The sequence below is a fragment of the Bdellovibrio sp. ArHS genome (genome assembly GCF_000786105.1).
Classification (GTDB): Bacteria; Bdellovibrionota; Bdellovibrionia; order Bdellovibrionales; family Bdellovibrionaceae; genus Bdellovibrio.
On sequence record NZ_JTEV01000019.1, the window covers coordinates 34449 to 51714 of the forward strand.

The following is a 17266-nucleotide window of genomic DNA, read 5'->3' on the forward strand; positions in this document are numbered from 1 at the left end:
TTTAGTAGCTCAACTTAATAGGCTTGCCGAGGTCGCCGGGGATACCGATTTCTCGACCGTTATGAATCAAGTTCACGGCGCCACCATTTGAGAAGCTGATGCGAAGACCGCTTTTGCTTTTAAAAGTGTGGACCTGTTCAGCAGACAAACGAATTTTCTGTGGCTTCCCGTTGGGCGCAGAATATTCGATTTCAACTGTATCAAGAGCTTCCACGATAAGTTCGACAGGTTTATTGGTTTCCTTGGGCGTCGGAGAAGGCGACGGTGAAGGACTGGGCGTTGGCGTTGCCGAGGCGACAGGTGTCGCCGTTGCGGTCGGACTTGCCGCCGGAGTGGGACTTGGCTTCGCTGTCGGCGCCGGACTTGCCGTTGCTACCGGAGATGGTGTTGGCGTTGGTGTGGACACCAAGGGAGAAGACGTCGGAGAAGGCGACGGCATACTAGCCGGAGTGGTCGGCGCGGGCGTGGCCGTCAGATTAGTTAGTGGACTTGCTTCTCCGTTAGAGTCAACGTCCGTGAGTTGCGGTGTTTCGGAGATCACTGGAGTGGCGCCTTCCATTGTTTGCGCAACTTCGCTGCTCGGCACTTCAGCTTCTTTGGAGTATTTGTCGATCATTTTTTTGGTGAAAAGAATCAGACCAACTAAAACGAAACCCACGACAACGATGGCAATGGTTTTGGTGGATTTATTTTCCTGAAGAGATTTTAAATCTGATTTTCCTGAGGAAGGCGGCGTGCTGCGACGGATGGGCGTGACCGTGGCTTCCAGCTCCTTTTCTTGTTTCTTTTCCGTTGTCACAGAAGGCGTGGTCGTAGCCTCTGGCGCTGTCGGGCGTTCGTCGGAAGTTTCAACTTTGGGTGCGTCTGTTTGACGGATATAAGGTTGGGGCTTTGTTGAGCCCATTTCTTCATAGAATACTTCCAGGACCTTATCTGAATCCAGTTGAAGAAAGTTGGCATAACTCTGAACAAATCCGCGCAAAAATGTTTTTGCGGGCAATTGTTTTTCATCTCCTTCTTCGATGGCCTTCAAAACCTTGCTGTTGATTTTCAAAGAAAGACCAATTTCGTGAAGAGAGAGGCCTTTTTCCTCGCGGGCTTTCTTTAAAATTTCACCGGTTTTTTTCATTAGTGTCCCTTTCGAATCAAGCTGAGCATGCCCTTTGCTTTTTCACGGTACTTTCCTGAAGGATAGTACTTGATAAGCTCTTCAAAGCGCGCCACCGATTTGGATTTATCTCCCAAGCGGTAATAGGCTAAGGCACTGTAGTAGTGGGGTTCGTCGTAAAGAATTTTTTGACAAAAACCGATGGCGCGATCCAAAGATTCCGCGGCACGAGCGTAGTCTTCAGTTTCAAAGAAGGTACGACCAAAGTAGGTGTTGCCGATGCAATCATCCGGATTTGTGTTAAGAACCTTCGTAAAAGCGGTGCGGGCACCCACGAAATCTTTTTGATTGAACTTAGCCAGACCCAGATTCACATAAGCTTTCTCTGGAGTCGGATACGTTAGATCTGCCAACACGACCTGCAGTTCTTTTTCGGCCTGCGTGAATTTTCCCTCTTCAATGAGAACGCGGGCAAGGTTATTACGGGCTTCTGTGTACCTAGGTTCTAGATCCAGAGCGTTTTGCAGATGCTTTTTGGCCAGATCGTACCGCTCGCGGAAAAAGTAGACCAACCCCAGGTTGTTTTGTGTGGCCGGATTTTTTGCATCAAGTTCTTCGGCCTTCAGAAGGTCGCGAAGCGCGTAAGGGTAGTTGCCGCTTTCCATTTGAGCAGCACCCATTCGTAGATACAAATCAGCTTTTTGCTTATCCTGACTGGCACATCCAAGTGCGGATAAAAGAGTCAGTGCGAGAATCCATTTACGCATGCTAAAAAGGTATCATTTGAAGACTAGGAGTCAACCCTGAGCTCTGCAATAGTCTCAACATGGTCAGTCTGAGGGAACATCTCAAAGGTTTGAACCCTTGAGAGCGTCGCAGATTTGCCAAGCTTCTGCGCCCAAGCAAAGAACCAGTTAAGATCCCGTGCCAAAGAAACCGGGTGGCAACTGATGTAAATGATTTTTTTAGAAGCCGCCGAGGCCAAGGCTCTCATGATATATTCACTGGCTCCGGCGCGTGGCGGATCCAGTAAAACCAAGTCTTCGGTCCCGATTTGCGCCCTTCGCATAAAGTTTTCGACGTCAGAGAGGAAATACTTCATGCGTTTTTCTTTGGCTTTGCTCTTGGCGCGTTCCACCAGCTTTGGGTTCAGCTCAACACCAGTGATGCTTGCCATGGGGTACTTGTGAGCTAAGGGGAAAGTAAAGTTCCCGGCACCCGCATAAAGGTCAAAAACATGGGCGAAGTTTTCCTCGCCCGCCCAGTCCAGGGCCGTACGGACAAGGTCCTCATTTTGGAAGCGGTTCACTTGGGAAAACCCGATGCCGTCGTCGTCTTCAGTGATAAGACCATAACGGACAGGACCTTCTTCGGAGATATACATCTCAAGGCGCAAGAGCTCTTTGGCGTTTTTTTGCTGAGCCCAGGATTTCACTTCCGAAAACTTTTCCGTCAAAGCCTCTTCGGTAATAGGGCAATCGCTGATTTCCACAATGTCGTGGGAATTTCTCGCGAAAAAGCCAAAGCGACCGTGCTGAAACTTTGGTTGAATGCGATTTCGATATCTTAAAGACCGAGGACTTTTTTGTATGGGCAAATAATCAAACTTCAAAGTCGGATTGAATTTCTTGATAGTTTCAAGAACCAACTTTTCTTTTTGCGCAAGCTGCTCTTCTTCGGTGATGTGTTGCCAATTGCAGCCGCCGCAAATGTTGGCAACGGGGCAGGGAGGTGTACGGCGAGACGGACCGGGCTTAAGAACTTCCAGAATTTTTGCCTCTGTAAAGTTCTTTTTGACCAAGGTCACTTCGGCTAAAACCTCTTCATTAGGCGCTGCTTGAGGAACGAAGACGACCATGCCCTCGTGTCGAGCGACTCCAGCACCGCCAATGGACAGCTTTTCAATATGCAGTTTGATCTTGGAACCAAGAAGGGGAGCTTGCGCTCCCCCCTTGTTTATTTTCGCAGACATTTAAAATCGCAATTCGTTTTAATTATACGTTGCAGATTTCATGCTTTTCGAAGAACAAAGCAAGTTCGCGAGCTGCAGAAGCTGCAGAGTCAGAACCGTGAACAGCGTTTTCACCAACGTTGTCACCGAACTTAGCGCGAACTGTTCCAGCGTTAGCTTTCTTAGGATCTGTAGCGCCCATGATTTCGCGGTTTTTCAAAACAGCGTTTTCACCTTGCAAGCACATCAAGCAAACAGGGCCTGAAGTCATGAAAGAAACTAGTTCGCCAAAGAAAGGACGTTCTTTGTGTTCAGCATAGAATTCTTCAGCTTTAGCTTTAGAAAGGATTGTGATTTTTGCAGCAGCGATTTTCAAGCCGTTTGCTTCAAACATGCTGATGATGTCGCCGATAGCGTTTTTCTTCATTGCGTTTGGCTTAATGATTGAGAATGTTTGCTCGATAGCCATGGTATCTCCTTGTAGTTTACAGACCGTTTTTAAAATAGAACCTAGGAGTTTTAGCGAATTGGCTTCCGCATGTCCACTATCCAAGTAGCCTTTATTTTTATAAAATAATGCCTTGAGTCACGTTTTCTTCGTATACAGGTCAATATGCTGAGCTGTGTGCATGAAAAACTTGAATTCATTTATACAATTAGAAGTGAATGACAACGCTAACGCCAACTCGAATGAGTTCATCTCCACGGCAGTATCGATTGGATTCACAAACATCCGGTGGGATGAAAAGATCCAAAGAGACACGTGGAGAGGTGACGTTCTGAATTGCGCCGTTGACGGCGTCCATGATGTTTGCGGCGTTTGCCGCTACCGATTTATACTGAGATTGAGTCAGCTCAGTGGCGCCGCGATTATAAACCAGTCGTCGATCTAAGGAGCTAGCCACCTGAGTATCTTTCATCCCTCGGGGGCCGACCCCTTTCATTAAGAAAGACATCTGAACAAAGCTTTCTCGGCGCTCTTCCATGGCCCCAAAGGTGCTCTCGCGGAAAACAGTGATAGAAAGACGGTCTCGGCGTGCAGAGATTCGGAAATATGTTTCTGTATCGCGCGACCGCGGCAGAGAAACGATCAAAGACGTTCTGTCTTCCCGAGCGACTTTGGGATAAGAGCCGCCTTCTTTTGTGATTTCGGCAAGGTATTCGAACTCGTCGATAGGAACCGTAATGACAGCAACGGCAAAGGGGTGACGTCCGTCCTGAGCGCAAAGACTTGATATTTTAAGACCGGACATGCCTTGGATTCTAAGAGCCGTCTGTTCGCAGGCTTTATGGTCGCGGGTGTCGACGGCCAACAGAAAACCGCGAGTGAACGACTCTTCCGTGTTTGCGAATGAGTTGAACGTCCAAAAGACAATAGCACTAATAGCTAAAATGCATGCTCTTTTCATATTCCGTTTGTAGCATAGGGCCGTCATTCGGTGGGCCCCAAAACACTTTCGGAAAAAAATTCTTAAGCTGTCTATGTTTTTGACACTTTTGTTGTCGATAAGTCCGCGATAACAAACGGGCGAGTACGCCTTGCGCGATTGCACACTGTGCGAGCGATTCTTGAATCGTTGATTTGCTAAAAAAAAAGCCCACGGTGCTACCGTGGGCTCGGAAATTTGAGCTCTTAGAAGAATTACTTCAACATAGATTTCAAAGTGATTCCCATCTCTGCCGGAGAGCGAGAGATCTTACAGCCAGCAGACATCAAAGCTTCGAACTTCGCTTCTGCGGTGCCTTTGCCACCACTGATGATCGCACCGGCGTGACCCATACGTTTACCTTTAGGAGCTGCCGCACCTGCGATGAACGCTGTCACTGGCTTTTTGAATTCACGTTTGATGTACTCAGCCGCTTCTTCTTCGGCGGATCCACCGATTTCACCGATCATGATCACGGCGTCAGTGTCTTTGTCTTTGTTGTACATTTCTAGAACGTCGATGAAGTTTGTTCCGTTCACTGGGTCACCACCGATACCTACGCAAGTAGATTGGCCAAGGCCCAATGCCGTCAATTGACCGACAGCTTCGTAAGTCAATGTGCCAGAGCGAGAAAGAACGCCGATACGACCTGGTTTGTGAATGTGACCAGGCATGATACCGATTTTACATTCACCTGGAGTGATCACGCCCGGGCAGTTTGGACCCACTAGGCGAGTCTTCTTGCCTTGCATGAATTTTTTAACCTTCACCATGTCTAAAACCGGAATGCCTTCAGTGATACAAATCACTAGATCCAACTCAGCGTCGACAGCTTCCATGATGGAGTCTGCTGCAAATGGAGGTGGAACGAAGATAACAGAGGCATTACAGCCGGTTTTTTCTTTGGCATCAGCCACTGTGTTGAACACAGGAAGACCGATGTGAGTTGTGCCACCTTTACCCGGAGTCACACCACCAACCATTTTAGTTCCGTAGGCAACGGCTTGCTCAGAGTGGAAAGTGCCTTGAGCTCCAGTGAAACCTTGGCAGATAACTTTTGTGTCTTTGTTAATAAGAATTGCCATGTCGATTATCCTTTTACCGCAGCAACGATCTTTTTAGCTGCATCTGTGAGGTCGTCAGCAGGAGTGATATTCAATCCGCTTTCTCTCAACATTTTTTTACCAAGTTCTACGTTTGTACCTTCAAGACGGCACACAAGAGGAACTTTCAAACCCAACTCTTTAGAAGCCGCGATCACACCTTCCGCAATGATGTCGCATTTCATGATACCACCGAAGATATTGACCAAGATTCCCTTTACGTTCGGATCTTTAAGAATGATTTTGAAAGCCGCAGTCACTTTTTCTTTGTTGGCACCGCCGCCGACATCCAAGAAGTTCGCTGGAGAAGCGCCGTGAAGCTTGATGATATCCAGAGTGGCCATCGCCAGGCCCGCACCGTTCACAAGGCAGCCGATGTTGCCATCAAGCTTGATGAACGCTAGGTCGTATTTGGATGCTTCGATTTCAGAAGGTTCTTCTTCATTCAAGTCACGAAGTTCTACGATGTCTTGATGTCTGAAAAGGGCGTTGGAATCGAAGTTCATCTTTGCGTCCAAACAAAGAACTTCGCCTTCTTTAGTCACAACAAGAGGATTGATTTCCGCAATCGAGCAATCTGTCGTCACGAAAGCGTTATAAAGGCCTTGGAAGAATTTAACTGCTTTATTCACGATTTCCGGAGCCATGCCGATTTTGAAAGCCAATTGGCGAGCTTGGAAAGGCATCAAGCCCACAGTCGGATCGATATCAACTTTGATGATCGCTTCCGGATGTTTTTCCGCAACTTCCTCGATGTCCATGCCGCCTTCAGAAGAAGCCATCATGGCGGCTCTTCCTGTTGCACGGTCGATCAAACACGCCACATAGTATTCTTTGGCAATGTTGCAACCCTGTTCGATGAAAACTTTTTGAACAACTTTACCTTCAGGACCCGTTTGGTGAGTCACCAAAGTCATGCCGATCATTTTTTTAGTTAGATCTTCAACTTCTTGCAAAGTCTTAGCGATCTTAACGCCGCCGCCTTTACCGCGGCCGCCAGCGTGAATCTGAGCTTTGACAACCCAAAGATTTCCACCGATTTCTTTTGCAGCAGCTACTGCCTCTTCAGGTGAGTGTGCGACTTTACCCTTTAAAGTCGCTACGCCAAATTTTCTGAGAATCTCTTTGGCCTGATACTCATGAATATTCATTTTATCTCCAATTCTAATTCAGAAAAGGCCTCTTTAAGAGGCCTTTAATCTTGCGCTAAAGCGCGATTACTGTACGTTTTTAAGAGCAGACACAAGTGTGCGAACCGCGTCTACTGATTTTTTGAATTCTTCTTGTTCCGCAGAGTTCATTTCGAACTTGTGAACTTTTTCGATACCTTTGCCACCGATGGTCGCAAGAACACCGACCATCAAGCCTTCATTCACGCCGAACTCACCAGTCAACTCGACTGCAACTGGAAGAACTCGTTTTTGGTCTTTAAGGATAGCTTCTGCCATTTCAACTGCACCACGAGAAGGAGCGTAGTAAGCAGAACCTGTTTTCAAGTGACCGCCGATTTCCGCGCCCGCTTGTTTAGTTCTTGCCACGATCGCTGCGATTTTATCAGCCGGAAGAAGCTCTGTAAGAGGAATACCAGAAACAGAAGCTTGGCGAACAAGAGGCATCATCGCATCACCGTGATTGCCGATAACGATACCAGTGACGTCTTTGACAGAGACATTCAATTCTTCTGCGATGAAGGCACGGAAACGTGCTGAATCCAAGCAACCGCCCATGCCAAGGACGCGCTCACGAGGGAAGCCCAGGATTTGTTTTGCGTAAACGGCCATAACGTCCATAGGGTTACAAACCACGATCACAAAAGAATTTGGTGCGTACTTTTTCACGCCTTCACAAACATCTTTTACGATTTTCGCATTGATACCCACAAGCTCATCGCGGCTCATGCCCGGTTTGCGTGGCATACCGGCAGTGATGATAACAACATCAGAATCTGCGATATCTTCGTACTTGTTAGTGCCTTTGATTTTTGTATCAAACATTTCAATTGGACCGGCTTGCGCTAGATCCAAAGCTTTACCAATGGCTGCACCTTCATTGATGTCCAAGATGACAACATCGCCAAGTTCTTTTTGAGCTGCCCAGTGAGCAGTAGTTGAACCAACGAAACCTGCGCCGATAACGGCAATTTTATTTCTTTTGTGAGCCATGTAAATCTCCTTAAGGCTTCAAAACGAATGGAAAAAATTTAAACTTGCGTTCGATGACACATTCAATATCAAATCGTATTTAGAGACAACACTTACCGCTGGGCGCAGAGGGCGTCAGCACAAGAACTGGACGAAGCATGAGTATGATCCGCCTGCAAGATATCAAGGTCGCCTTCGACAACCACGTGGTGTTAGGCAATGTGAGTCTTGATATTATGGCCGGTGAATGTTTCGTTATTGTCGGCCCTAGTGGGCAAGGAAAAACCACCCTTCTGAAAACCATGTCAGGGCTGATAACCCCTCAAAATGGCAAAGTTTTTATTGAACAAAACGACTGGGCAACGCTTGGCAGCAAACAGCGCCTTCCGGTGCTTAAAAGAATGGGAATTTTATTTCAAAAGAACGCGCTGTTTGATTCCCTTACCTGTGTCGAAAACATCTGTTTTCCTTTGCGGGAAACGACGAAGCTGACCGATTGGGAAATTACAAAAAAAGCAGAATACTTTTTGGACGCCGTGGGAATTCCCCATGCACGCGATTTGTACCCTGACGAAATCAGTGGCGGGATGCAAAAACGCCTCGGAATTGCTAGAGCGCTCGCTCTAGATCCCGAAATTATTTTTTATGACGATCCCACCGCCGGTCTAGATCCAATCACGTCAAAAAAGATCATTGAACTTATTCTTAAATTAAAAATGGAAAAAAAATCGACGGTCGTCGCAATCACAAATGACATGAATCGAGCTTATCAAATGGCAGATCGAATCGGTGTCGTGGTTGATCAGCAGTTGATTATCACCGGAACTCCTGAACAAACACAGAACCATCCGGACCCGCGCGTTCATCAATTTGTCCGAGGCTTACTTGAAGGGCCACTGACGGCGATGAACTGAGTTTTCTGTTCAGTAAGAAACTGTTTTTCATTCACTGGATCTTTTGGATCATTCGTAAGTGAGTATTCTGAGCTCATGATCAACGAATACGGAGCTGACTTCGTTCTTTATTGCCACTTTCTTTATGTTTTTACCATTCTTATTCCAATTCCCCTGATAGTTATTGGTGGATGGTTGGATTGGAAATGGGTGCGAAATCTTTGGCTTCGTCGGATTCATCTGGCGATGATTGGAATTGTCGTCGTCGAGTCAGTATTTGGGATCGCATGTCCGTTGACGGTCTGGGAAGAACATCTGCGAGGGGTGGTCGACGAGCCGACGCACTACGAGTCGGGCTTTGTGGCGCAGTGGATTTCGAAGATTCTATTTCAAGACTTCGAGCCCTGGGTTTTCATAACTATATACCTATTGGGTGCGGCGGTGATTACCGGACTTTATTTAAAAGTCCCGCCTCAGAAGCCCCACTACTAAATGCTGGTTGACCCGCGAAGTTGCGGCCCACTACCATGAGATGTGATCGAATTTAAAAACCTCGTAAAGAGATTTGGAACCAGGACTGTGCTTAACGGATTAAGTCTCAAAATCCGCGAGGGAGAGATCATTTTTATTTTGGGGACATCGGGGACAGGTAAGTCCGTCCTACTTAAGAATCTGGTCGGTCTTTTAACGCCTGATGAAGGTGAAATCTGGATTGATGACGAAGAAGTATCTAAATTTACGGAAGAACAATATCTTCCCGTCCGCAAAAAATGCGGCATGGTCTTTCAGCATCCCGCTTTGTTCGATTCTCTAACTGTTTTTGAAAACGTCGCTTTCGGACTTCGTCGTCATTACAATCTTGATGAGGCGACAATCAAAGAAAAGGTGACGAAAGCTTTGCGACTGGTCAACCTGCAAGGTATCGAGCAGAAAACTCCGGCACAGATTTCCTACGGAATGCAAAAGCGGGTCAGTTTAGCGCGAACCGTGGCCCTAGAACCTAGAGTTCTACTTTTTGATGAGCCCACGACCGGCCTTGATCCCGTGACAACCACAGCGGTGAATCAACTTATTTTGGATCTTTCACGAACTTTGAAAACCACTTCTTTGGTGGTCAGCCACGATATGAATTGTGCTTTAACCATTGCTGACCGCATTGTTGTTTTGGACAAGGGAAGTATTGTTGCCCAGGGAACTCCGGAAGAATTGAAAAAATCTGACCATCCACTAGTAAAAGACTTTCTATCTGAGGTTCTGAGCGCATGACTCTTCTGATTTCTATTCTGGATGAAGTCGGGGGAGCCCTTCTTTTTCTTAAAAAAATCCTGGAATCTTTAGTTCGCAAACAAATTAAAACGCACGAAGTTTTCGAGCAAATCTGGAAAGTCACGGCAGACAGCTTTTTTACCACCGCGATGGCGGGTTTTTTTGTCGGCGCCATAATGACGGTTCAGTTTGCCTTGCAAATGAAAGAGTTTGGCGCCCTGGGGTATCTTGGTGGACTTGCGACCAGCGGAACCTTTCGTGAAGTGGGTCCCTTATTAATTGCTTTCATGTTAAGTGGAAAAGTCGGTGCCTTTACATCGGCGGAACTTGGCACCATGCGTGTGACTGAACAAATCGATGCTGTTCGATGCTTAGGTGCTGATCCCATCCAGGAAATCATCGCGCCTCGTTTTCTGGGAATTATTATCTCTAGCTTCTTTCTTTTAGGTGGCGGCCTGATCATGTCCGTGTTTGGCGGAATGTTGATGGGCTATGCATTCGCCGGCGTCAATTTTGAAGAATATCTTCGTCATGTCCCGATGATTGTTAGTCCAGTTTCTATTTTAAGCGGCGTCATCAAGTGTGGGGCGTTTGCTCTTGTTTTGGCGACAATCTGCACCTTCAAGGGATTTACCACAACAGGAGGGGCGAAGGGCGTTGGCCGTGCCGTGGTTGCGACTTCTGTTAGCACGATGATCTGTATTGTCGTCGTCGACTGGATGACAAGCTTTCTAGGAGAGGTCATTTTACAAATGATTCGGGGGTATCGTTCATGATCGCGTTGATCGCTGAAACCATGACCGGAATCTTCAGTCCGCCTTTTCGCCGGAAAGAGTTCTTTCAACAGCTTTATTTCGTGGCCAATAAAAGTCTTCTTATTATTCTGTTCTGCGTTTCATTTGCCGCCATTGTCACGATCCTAGAATCCTCTTTTCACATGAAATTGGTGATTCAAAATGATTCGATGGTGCCCGGATTTGCCGCGCTTCTGATTTTACGAGAATTAGGGGCAATCCTGACAGCTCTTCTTCTGACATCAAGAGTAGGAGCGGGATATGCTTCCGAAGTTGGCACGATGCAAATCACAGAACAGGTCGATGCCTTTAAAATGTTGGGTATTGATCCGGTAAACTATCTGGTGGTGCCGCGCTTTTTAGCCTGTGTTCTCGGCTGTATGATGTTGACGATTATTGCGAACATGACCTGCATTTTTTCGGCAATGCTCGTCAGTCAAAATTACTTGGGATACACGCCCTCGATGTTTTTGACTTCGATGGATCGATTTGTCCAGTTTCAAGATATGGTTTTCGCGGCAATCAAAGGGGCCTGTTTCGGTGGCGTGATCCCTATCGTGGCGTGCTATTTCGGCTTTCGCTGTCAACAAGGCGCAGAGGGTGTCGGCAGAGCGACGACGAATACAGTGGTCGTGGCTTCTATTGCAATTATTGTGATTGATTTTATTTTATCCTATACTTTTAGTTATCTTTATTAGGAGAACGTATGAAGGTTGAAACCAAGGTAGGTTTGCTGGCTCTTGTCTCTGTGGCGCTCATCGTAGTGTTCGCCTACTTTATGGGTTTTATTTCTCCTTTCACGAATGCGAAAGAACTCAATGTGATGTTTAACTATGCCGGCGGTATCGAAGAAGGATCTCCTGTCCGGGTTATGGGTATCAAAGTGGGCAAGGTAAAAGCGATTCACTTCGATCCAGCTTATAAAATGGCCAGCGGTGAAGAAGTTAAGCTGCGTTTGACCATCACCATTGATAAAAAGGCCTGGACCAGCGTCCGTAAAGATTCCAAATTTTTCATCAATCTTGCTGGGGTTATTGGGGAAAAGTTTCTGGAAATTTCCCCGGGAAGCGCGGAAGCGGGTGAATTTTCTTCGGGAGACTATGTTCGAGGGGAAGATCCTCCAAGAATTGATCAGTTGATCTCACAAAGCTACGGATTGGCAGGAAAGCTGATTGATTTGGTGGAAAAAAACGAAGGCTCCGTCAGCAATATGATTCAACAACTGGACAGATTGACGACAAACTTCAACAAAACACTGGTTCTTTTGGACAAAACCACCAAGAATCAGGATGTAGCAAGATTGCTTGATAACGCGGTCAAAATCAGCGATGACATGGCATATTTTACTCACAATATGAGATCTAAGAAAGCGGAAGAAACTTATGACTTAGTTCATAAGCTCCTTTTTAGATTGGAACCATTAGATGGTCCCGCGATAAAAAAGTTTCTTCAGGAAGAAGGCGTAAGAGCCCGGATTTTCTAGATCTCCCAATAAGGAGGTCCTATGTTAAAAGTTTCAGCGTGTTCCTTGGGAGCACTCCTTTTCTTGAGTCTTGGTCAGGCCCATGCGGCTCCTTTGAACCTTGGCTCTGATGCGGCGACAATCAAAACCAAATCGCGCTCTATCGAAGCCGAATACGCCCGCGACATCCGCCGCCAAAATCAGGCGGAATCCCTTGAAGAAAATCCCCAGCAAGGTGCATTGGTTATCGAGGCTGGCACGACCAAGCAAGAGACGCTTGCGGCACCCGCGGCTGTTTCAAAACCACAAAGATCTACATCAAGCGATGCGATTCACTCTATTCCTGGAGCCACAAACACTTATTACAGTGGCTCAAATGGATACTCTTACGACACAACACTGAAGATGCGCGCTGAAAGAAAAGTGGGAGCGGGAGTCGCTGTCGGGGGATCCTTGGGCCTTGCGGGCTTCAATATGGAATTAAATTTCGAAGATGCCGATGGTGTTCTTGCAGGTTTTGGCACTGGACCGGGCTACAACACTGTTCAAGTGGCATGGAAGCACGCTTTCGATGGCGATTTCTTGGCTCCATATACAACGGTGGGATACTCCCGTTGGTACAATTCGCGTGGCAGATCCAGCGATTACGAAAATTCTGATATCCTGGACCGGGTTTTGACTGAAAACGAAAAGAAAACCGGCCGTTTTGGCACAGATTTTGTCAATGCGTCAGCAGGTCTTCAATATAATCAACTCAATGGCGAATTCGCGGGCTTGTCCTTCTTCGGCGAGTTGACGGCGATGTGGGAAGTAAAACGTTCGATGATTCTTCCCAGCGGATCTGTTGGTGCGATCTACTATTTCTAAATGACTTGCGAAAATCAACGAAGCGATTGGGCCTTGCGCACACCTAGCTGAGGCCCGACAAAGTCTTAGGCAGTTTTGTCCTGCCGCTATTCATCTGAATTAAGAAAATACAAAACAGCTAGTGATGGGAAAATGGCTCTGGCAGCGGGTTTCAGGGCATAAAAAAACCCCAGAGTTGCCTCTGGGGTTTTCGTTAAGAACTAAACTAGTTCCGTAAGAATTACTTCTTAGAAGCTTTTTTAGTAGCTTTCTTTGTAGTTTTCTTAGCGGCTTTTTTAGTAGTTTTCTTAGCTGCTTTCTTAGTAGCTTTTTTTGCTGCTTTCTTTGCCATGTGCTCCTCCTAGGATGCAAACGTTGTTGTTGTTTCTAACATAAAAACTTTTCTTAACTTAAGTCTTCAACAATTAGACCAGCCTCGTCAACAAAAAATTTACCTTGCATATTTTTTGCGATCTTCAAAAGCCGGTGGAGGTGCCCCTTGCTTATCTTTTTTATGATTTCGATGATCGGACATGTGCTCGTTCATCGAATTCTCTCATCAATGGCGCGTGATTTCGCTTTCTCTCAACAACTTTTTCGATCTCTTGCGATTTCGAACCTTGTTGTAATCAGTTTCATCACCGCGATCATGCCATCGGCACCTTCACTGTGGCTTTTCATCGGCATTCTTTTGATAACTTTAAAGTTATTTCCGCCAATTTTGCGTTTTTTTCTTCAGAAAGGAATGCGAAGCGCATTGATTCCCCTGTTGGATGGCGTGATTTTGGGTCTTCAGACAGGAAAATCTTTCCGCTCATCGTTGTATGCCGCCATCGAAAATCAATCAGGTTGGAGGCGCCACCAACTGATGGAACTCTATCAGTCATTGGCGATGTCGGAAAATGTCATCGCCATGAAATCCGCTCTGCTACAGGATTTCCGGGACGACCTTCAGGAAATTGATCGTTCACAAAGTCGTTGTATCGAACAAGTGAAGGCACTTCGTCGCGATTTAAAAATGCATGAAGATTTTCGACGTAGGTCTGGACAAGTCACTCAGCAAATTAAAATGCAGGCGATAATTGTCACCGCTCTTTATGTCGCACTTTTTTTATTTGTGATCATGCAATTCGGATTCAAAGAGCACAAAAATCTTATTTTGACGTCCTTTCTTATCTTTTTTGGGGGGCTTGTTTGGATATTTGTGGCTGGAAGGAGGATGAAATGGAAGGTTTAGCGCCACCGTTGGAATTATTAACCTGTGTTAAACGTGCCGTCGAAAAGGGTCAGTCCGTCAAACAGGGGGTTTTGTATTATATTAAAAAGAATGAAGGAGAGTTCCCGGCAGTTGTGACGCAGTGGCTGGCTCTTTTGCAGCAGGGTTACGATCCCAAGGACTGCGTGCAGGGACTTTCTTCGCTGCATCGACGTACTCTTTTGCAAATTTTGGAGCGGGGACTTCGTGGTGAGGCCATTCACGGTGTCCTTGTGCGCTTGGAGGAAGAGCTGATTGAGGCCTGCCAAGACGAAATCACAAATAAAATTGCGCGATTACCATTTGTAATGCTGGTGCCCCTCCTGATTTTTCAATTCCCCGCCTTTTTGATGCTCCTTTTTGGACCGCTTCTGCAAAATTTTTTTCACTCTTTAGGAGCTGGGTGATAGAGTGGCCCTGTTGGAGGAAGGCCCATGGCACAATCAGACAAAAAGCAGGCGGCTTTGGAAAAATTGGTGGATGAGTTGATGAAGGATCAACCCAGTCGTCAATTGGTCAAGCAACTGACGACTGAGCTTGGCATGGACTATTCCGTAGATCCTTTGACTCAAATGAATACAGTTTTGCAGTCGATGAATTCAGTCCTGCTTCGTCCCAACAGAAGAAGAGACTTAGAAAGATAGTAAAATCATGTCACATATCTATAATTCGATTCTGGACGCTATTGGCGACACGCCAATGGTAGCCCTTCATAACGTCACTAAAGGTTCCAAGCACAAGTTTTTCGCCAAAGTGGAATACTTTAACCCGGGTGGAAGTATTAAGGACCGCGTGGCTGTGGCCATGATCGAAGAAGCTGAAAAGCGCGGCGATTTGAAACCCGGCGGAACTATTGTTGAAGCGACTTCGGGGAACACCGGTGTCGGCTTGGCTCTAGCGGCGGCAGTCAAAGGATATAAGAGCATCTTTGTGATGCCCGAAAAAATGAGCGAAGAAAAACGTGCATTGTTGCGTGCCTACGGTGCTCAAGTGGTTATCACTCCGATGGTGGGCCCCGAAGATCCTCTTAGTCACTATTCCGTAGCCAAGAAGATTGCCGAACAGATCCCGGGTGGCTTTCTGGTTAATCAATTTTTTAATCCGGACAATCCGAATCGCCATTATCAAACGACGGGTCCAGAAATCTGGAACCAAATGGATGGAAAAATCGACATGTTGGTGGGGGGCGCTGGAACAGGCGGGACTCTTTCTGGCTGCGCGAAGTACCTGAAAGAACAAAAATCTAATGTGAAGGTTATTTGTGCGGACCCGATCGGAAGCATCCTTTACGACCTCTTTTATCACAAAAAAATTGTTGATCCTCCTGGTTCTTATAAAGTTGAGGGCATCGGTGAAGACATGCTTCCCGGAAATGTGCATTTAGATATTTATGATGGCTTTGTTCGCGTTGGTGATCCAGAGGCTTTCGCCATGACCCGCCGACTGGTATCTGAAGAAGGACTGCTGGTTGGTCCTTCCAGCGCAACGGCACTGGTGGGCGCCATGAAGGCTTCTGAAAAGTTAGAAAAGCCTTCTAACATCGTAGTCATCTTCGCTGATAGCGGTCGCCAATATCTTAGCAAGGCTTTCAACGACAAGTGGATGATTGAAAACGGCCTCTTGAAAGAAGAAGACGTTAAAAACTCGTTCAATCGCGTGATTTCTGCTGAAGAGGCATTAAAAAATCTTCCCTCAAAATAGGTGTGATATGAAAAAGACGACAGAGAATTTAGGTTTTGCAACAAGAGCTATTCACGCGGGTCAATCTCCGGATCCGACGACGGGCGCGATTATGACGCCGGTGTATTTAACCTCGACCTATGTACAAGAGTCTCCAGGAGTTCATAAGGGCTGGGAATACTCTCGCACTCACAATCCCACGCGTCGCGCTTATGAAAACTGCATGGCAAATCTTGAAAGTGGCAAGTTTGGTTTTGCCTTTGCTTCGGGTTGTGCTGCGACGACAACAATACTGCATATCATTAAAAGCGGTGATCATGTTATTGCGATGGATGACATGTACGGCGGTACTTTCCGTCTTTTCGACAAAGTACTAAAGCACGACGGAATTGATTTTTCCTATACGGATCTTACCAAGGTGGAAAACTTCGAAAAGGCGATAAAGCCAAATACGAAGATGGTGTGGTTAGAGACGCCGACCAATCCCACTTTGAAACTTGTCGATATCAAAGGCATCTGCGCAATAGCAAAGGCCAAAGGAATTATCGTGGCTGTGGACAACACGTTCATGAGCCCTTATTTCCAGCGTCCTCTAGAGTTGGGGGCAGACATTGTTGTTCACTCGGCAACGAAGTATATCGGCGGTCACAGTGATGTGGTCGGTGGAATCGCCGTCACTTCGCGAGAGGACTTGGCCGAGAAGCTGGCGTTTTTAAGTAACGGAATGGGCGCTATCCAAGGACCTTTTGATTCATTCATGTGCTTAAGAAGTTTGAAAACTTTGCCATTGCGTATGAAAGCCCATCAGGAAAATGCGATGGCCATTGCCAAGTTTTTGGAAAATCATCCCAAAGTGGACAAAGTCATCTATCCGGGTCTTGAGAGCCATCCTCAACATGCTTTGGCGAAAGAACAGATGCATGGTTTCGGCGGAATGATCACGTTCTACATTAAGGGAGGTATGGATTCTGCCCGCAAATTCCTGGAAAATGTGAATGTTTTCTCGTTGGCAGAGAGCTTGGGGGGCGTTGAAAGTCTTATCGAGCACCCCGCAATTATGACGCACGCCTCCGTTCCGGCGGAAAATCGCAAGGCTTTGGGGATCGATGATTCCTTGATTCGCCTCTCAGTAGGGGTGGAGGACTTGAACGATCTACTAAACGACTTAAAAAACGCCTTCGATAAAGCCTAATTGTTGACATCAAAGAGGCCAAAAGATACACATTTGGTCTCTTTTGATTTCCGTGGCTTGGTAGCTCAGTTGGTAGAGCAGAGGACTGAAAATCCTTGTGTCGGCGGTTCAATTCCGTCTCAAGCCACCATTTTTTGTTTTGAATTTA

20 protein-coding genes and 1 tRNA gene are annotated in these 17266 nt (G+C 46.5%); 13 read left to right on the forward strand and 8 right to left on the reverse strand.

The annotated features are described in order from the left end of the window. Position 1 precedes the first annotated feature (1 nt). The 8 genes from OM95_RS10805 to mdh all read right to left on the reverse strand — a co-directional run bounded on the left by OM95_RS10805 (position 2) and on the right by mdh (position 7751). Complete coding sequence (locus OM95_RS10805; protein ID WP_041873590.1) at positions 2 to 1129, reverse strand: helix-turn-helix domain-containing protein; 1128 nt, start codon at positions 1127 to 1129, stop codon at positions 2 to 4. Next, on the reverse strand, positions 1129 to 1875 hold the full coding sequence (locus OM95_RS10810) for a tetratricopeptide repeat protein (protein ID WP_041873592.1): 747 nt from the start codon (positions 1873 to 1875) through the stop codon (positions 1129 to 1131). The genes OM95_RS10805 and OM95_RS10810 overlap by 1 nt, the downstream gene beginning before the upstream one ends. 23 nt (positions 1876 to 1898) lie before the next feature. Next, positions 1899 to 3080, reverse strand: a complete 1182-nt coding sequence (locus OM95_RS10815; RefSeq protein ID WP_041873594.1) for a class I SAM-dependent RNA methyltransferase — start codon at positions 3078 to 3080, stop codon at positions 1899 to 1901. 22 nt (positions 3081 to 3102) lie between these two features. Continuing rightward, positions 3103 to 3528 carry a nucleoside-diphosphate kinase gene (ndk, locus tag OM95_RS10820; RefSeq protein ID WP_041873596.1) on the reverse strand — a complete coding sequence of 142 codons (426 nt, stop codon included), beginning with the start codon at positions 3526 to 3528 and terminating at the stop codon, positions 3103 to 3105. Positions 3529 to 3715: 187 nt separating this feature from the next. Beyond that, positions 3716 to 4468 (reverse strand): hypothetical protein, encoded by a 753-nt coding sequence (locus tag OM95_RS10825; RefSeq protein ID WP_291516152.1) that lies wholly within the window; start codon positions 4466 to 4468, stop codon positions 3716 to 3718. Positions 4469 to 4701: 233 nt separating this feature from the next. Then, positions 4702 to 5571, reverse strand: a complete 870-nt coding sequence (sucD, locus tag OM95_RS10830) for a succinate--CoA ligase subunit alpha (RefSeq protein ID WP_041873600.1) — start codon at positions 5569 to 5571, stop codon at positions 4702 to 4704. A gap of 5 nt (positions 5572 to 5576) precedes the next feature. Continuing rightward, complete coding sequence (gene sucC / locus OM95_RS10835) at positions 5577 to 6740, reverse strand: ADP-forming succinate--CoA ligase subunit beta (RefSeq protein WP_041873603.1); 1164 nt, start codon at positions 6738 to 6740, stop codon at positions 5577 to 5579. A 66-nt stretch (positions 6741 to 6806) separates the two neighbouring features. Next, the gene (gene mdh / locus OM95_RS10840; RefSeq protein ID WP_041873606.1) at positions 6807 to 7751 is read right to left on the reverse strand and encodes a malate dehydrogenase; all 945 of its coding nucleotides are present in this window, start codon (positions 7749 to 7751) and stop codon (positions 6807 to 6809) included. Between the two features lie 137 nt (positions 7752 to 7888). Between mdh and OM95_RS10845 the strand changes: the two genes are divergently transcribed. From OM95_RS10845 to OM95_RS10910, 13 genes are all read left to right on the forward strand, one after another. Beyond that, positions 7889 to 8644, forward strand: a complete 756-nt coding sequence (locus tag OM95_RS10845) for an ABC transporter ATP-binding protein (RefSeq protein ID WP_041873609.1) — start codon at positions 7889 to 7891, stop codon at positions 8642 to 8644. Between the two features lie 75 nt (positions 8645 to 8719). After that, complete coding sequence (locus OM95_RS10850; RefSeq protein WP_041873611.1) at positions 8720 to 9115, forward strand: DUF2784 domain-containing protein; 396 nt, start codon at positions 8720 to 8722, stop codon at positions 9113 to 9115. Positions 9116 to 9202: 87 nt separating this feature from the next. Next, positions 9203 to 9889: an ABC transporter ATP-binding protein gene (locus OM95_RS10855; RefSeq protein WP_291516154.1), complete on the forward strand. Its 687-nt coding sequence runs from the start codon at positions 9203 to 9205 to the stop codon at positions 9887 to 9889. Beyond that, on the forward strand, positions 9886 to 10665 hold the full coding sequence (locus OM95_RS10860) for an ABC transporter permease (protein WP_041873617.1): 780 nt from the start codon (positions 9886 to 9888) through the stop codon (positions 10663 to 10665). Before OM95_RS10855 ends, OM95_RS10860 begins: the two co-directional genes overlap by 4 nt. After that, positions 10662 to 11381: an ABC transporter permease gene (locus OM95_RS10865; protein WP_041873619.1), complete on the forward strand. Its 720-nt coding sequence runs from the start codon at positions 10662 to 10664 to the stop codon at positions 11379 to 11381. The genes OM95_RS10860 and OM95_RS10865 overlap by 4 nt, the downstream gene beginning before the upstream one ends. Positions 11382 to 11389: 8 nt before the next feature. Continuing rightward, the gene (locus tag OM95_RS10870) at positions 11390 to 12166 is read left to right on the forward strand and encodes an MlaD family protein (protein ID WP_041873622.1); all 777 of its coding nucleotides are present in this window, start codon (positions 11390 to 11392) and stop codon (positions 12164 to 12166) included. Between the two features lie 21 nt (positions 12167 to 12187). After that, positions 12188 to 13012, forward strand: coding sequence for a hypothetical protein (locus OM95_RS17290; RefSeq protein WP_291516156.1), 825 nt, complete (start codon positions 12188 to 12190; stop codon positions 13010 to 13012). 478 nt (positions 13013 to 13490) lie between these two features. Continuing rightward, positions 13491 to 14228, forward strand: a complete 738-nt coding sequence (locus OM95_RS10885) for a hypothetical protein (protein WP_041873626.1) — start codon at positions 13491 to 13493, stop codon at positions 14226 to 14228. Continuing rightward, positions 14216 to 14653 carry a hypothetical protein gene (locus OM95_RS10890; protein WP_041873628.1) on the forward strand — a complete coding sequence of 146 codons (438 nt, stop codon included), beginning with the start codon at positions 14216 to 14218 and terminating at the stop codon, positions 14651 to 14653. Before OM95_RS10885 ends, OM95_RS10890 begins: the two co-directional genes overlap by 13 nt. A gap of 27 nt (positions 14654 to 14680) precedes the next feature. Then, the gene (locus OM95_RS10895; protein ID WP_041873630.1) at positions 14681 to 14890 is read left to right on the forward strand and encodes a hypothetical protein; all 210 of its coding nucleotides are present in this window, start codon (positions 14681 to 14683) and stop codon (positions 14888 to 14890) included. 7 nt (positions 14891 to 14897) lie between these two features. Further along, entirely contained in the window at positions 14898 to 15947 is a 1050-nt protein-coding gene (locus OM95_RS10900) for a cysteine synthase family protein (protein WP_041873633.1), read from the forward strand. 7 nt (positions 15948 to 15954) lie between these two features. Beyond that, a complete protein-coding gene (locus OM95_RS10905; RefSeq protein WP_041873635.1) occupies positions 15955 to 17118 on the forward strand; it encodes a cystathionine gamma-synthase in 1164 nt (387 codons plus the stop codon). A gap of 54 nt (positions 17119 to 17172) precedes the next feature. Beyond that, positions 17173 to 17248, forward strand: a tRNA-Phe gene (locus tag OM95_RS10910). Positions 17249 to 17266: the final 18 nt, after the last annotated feature.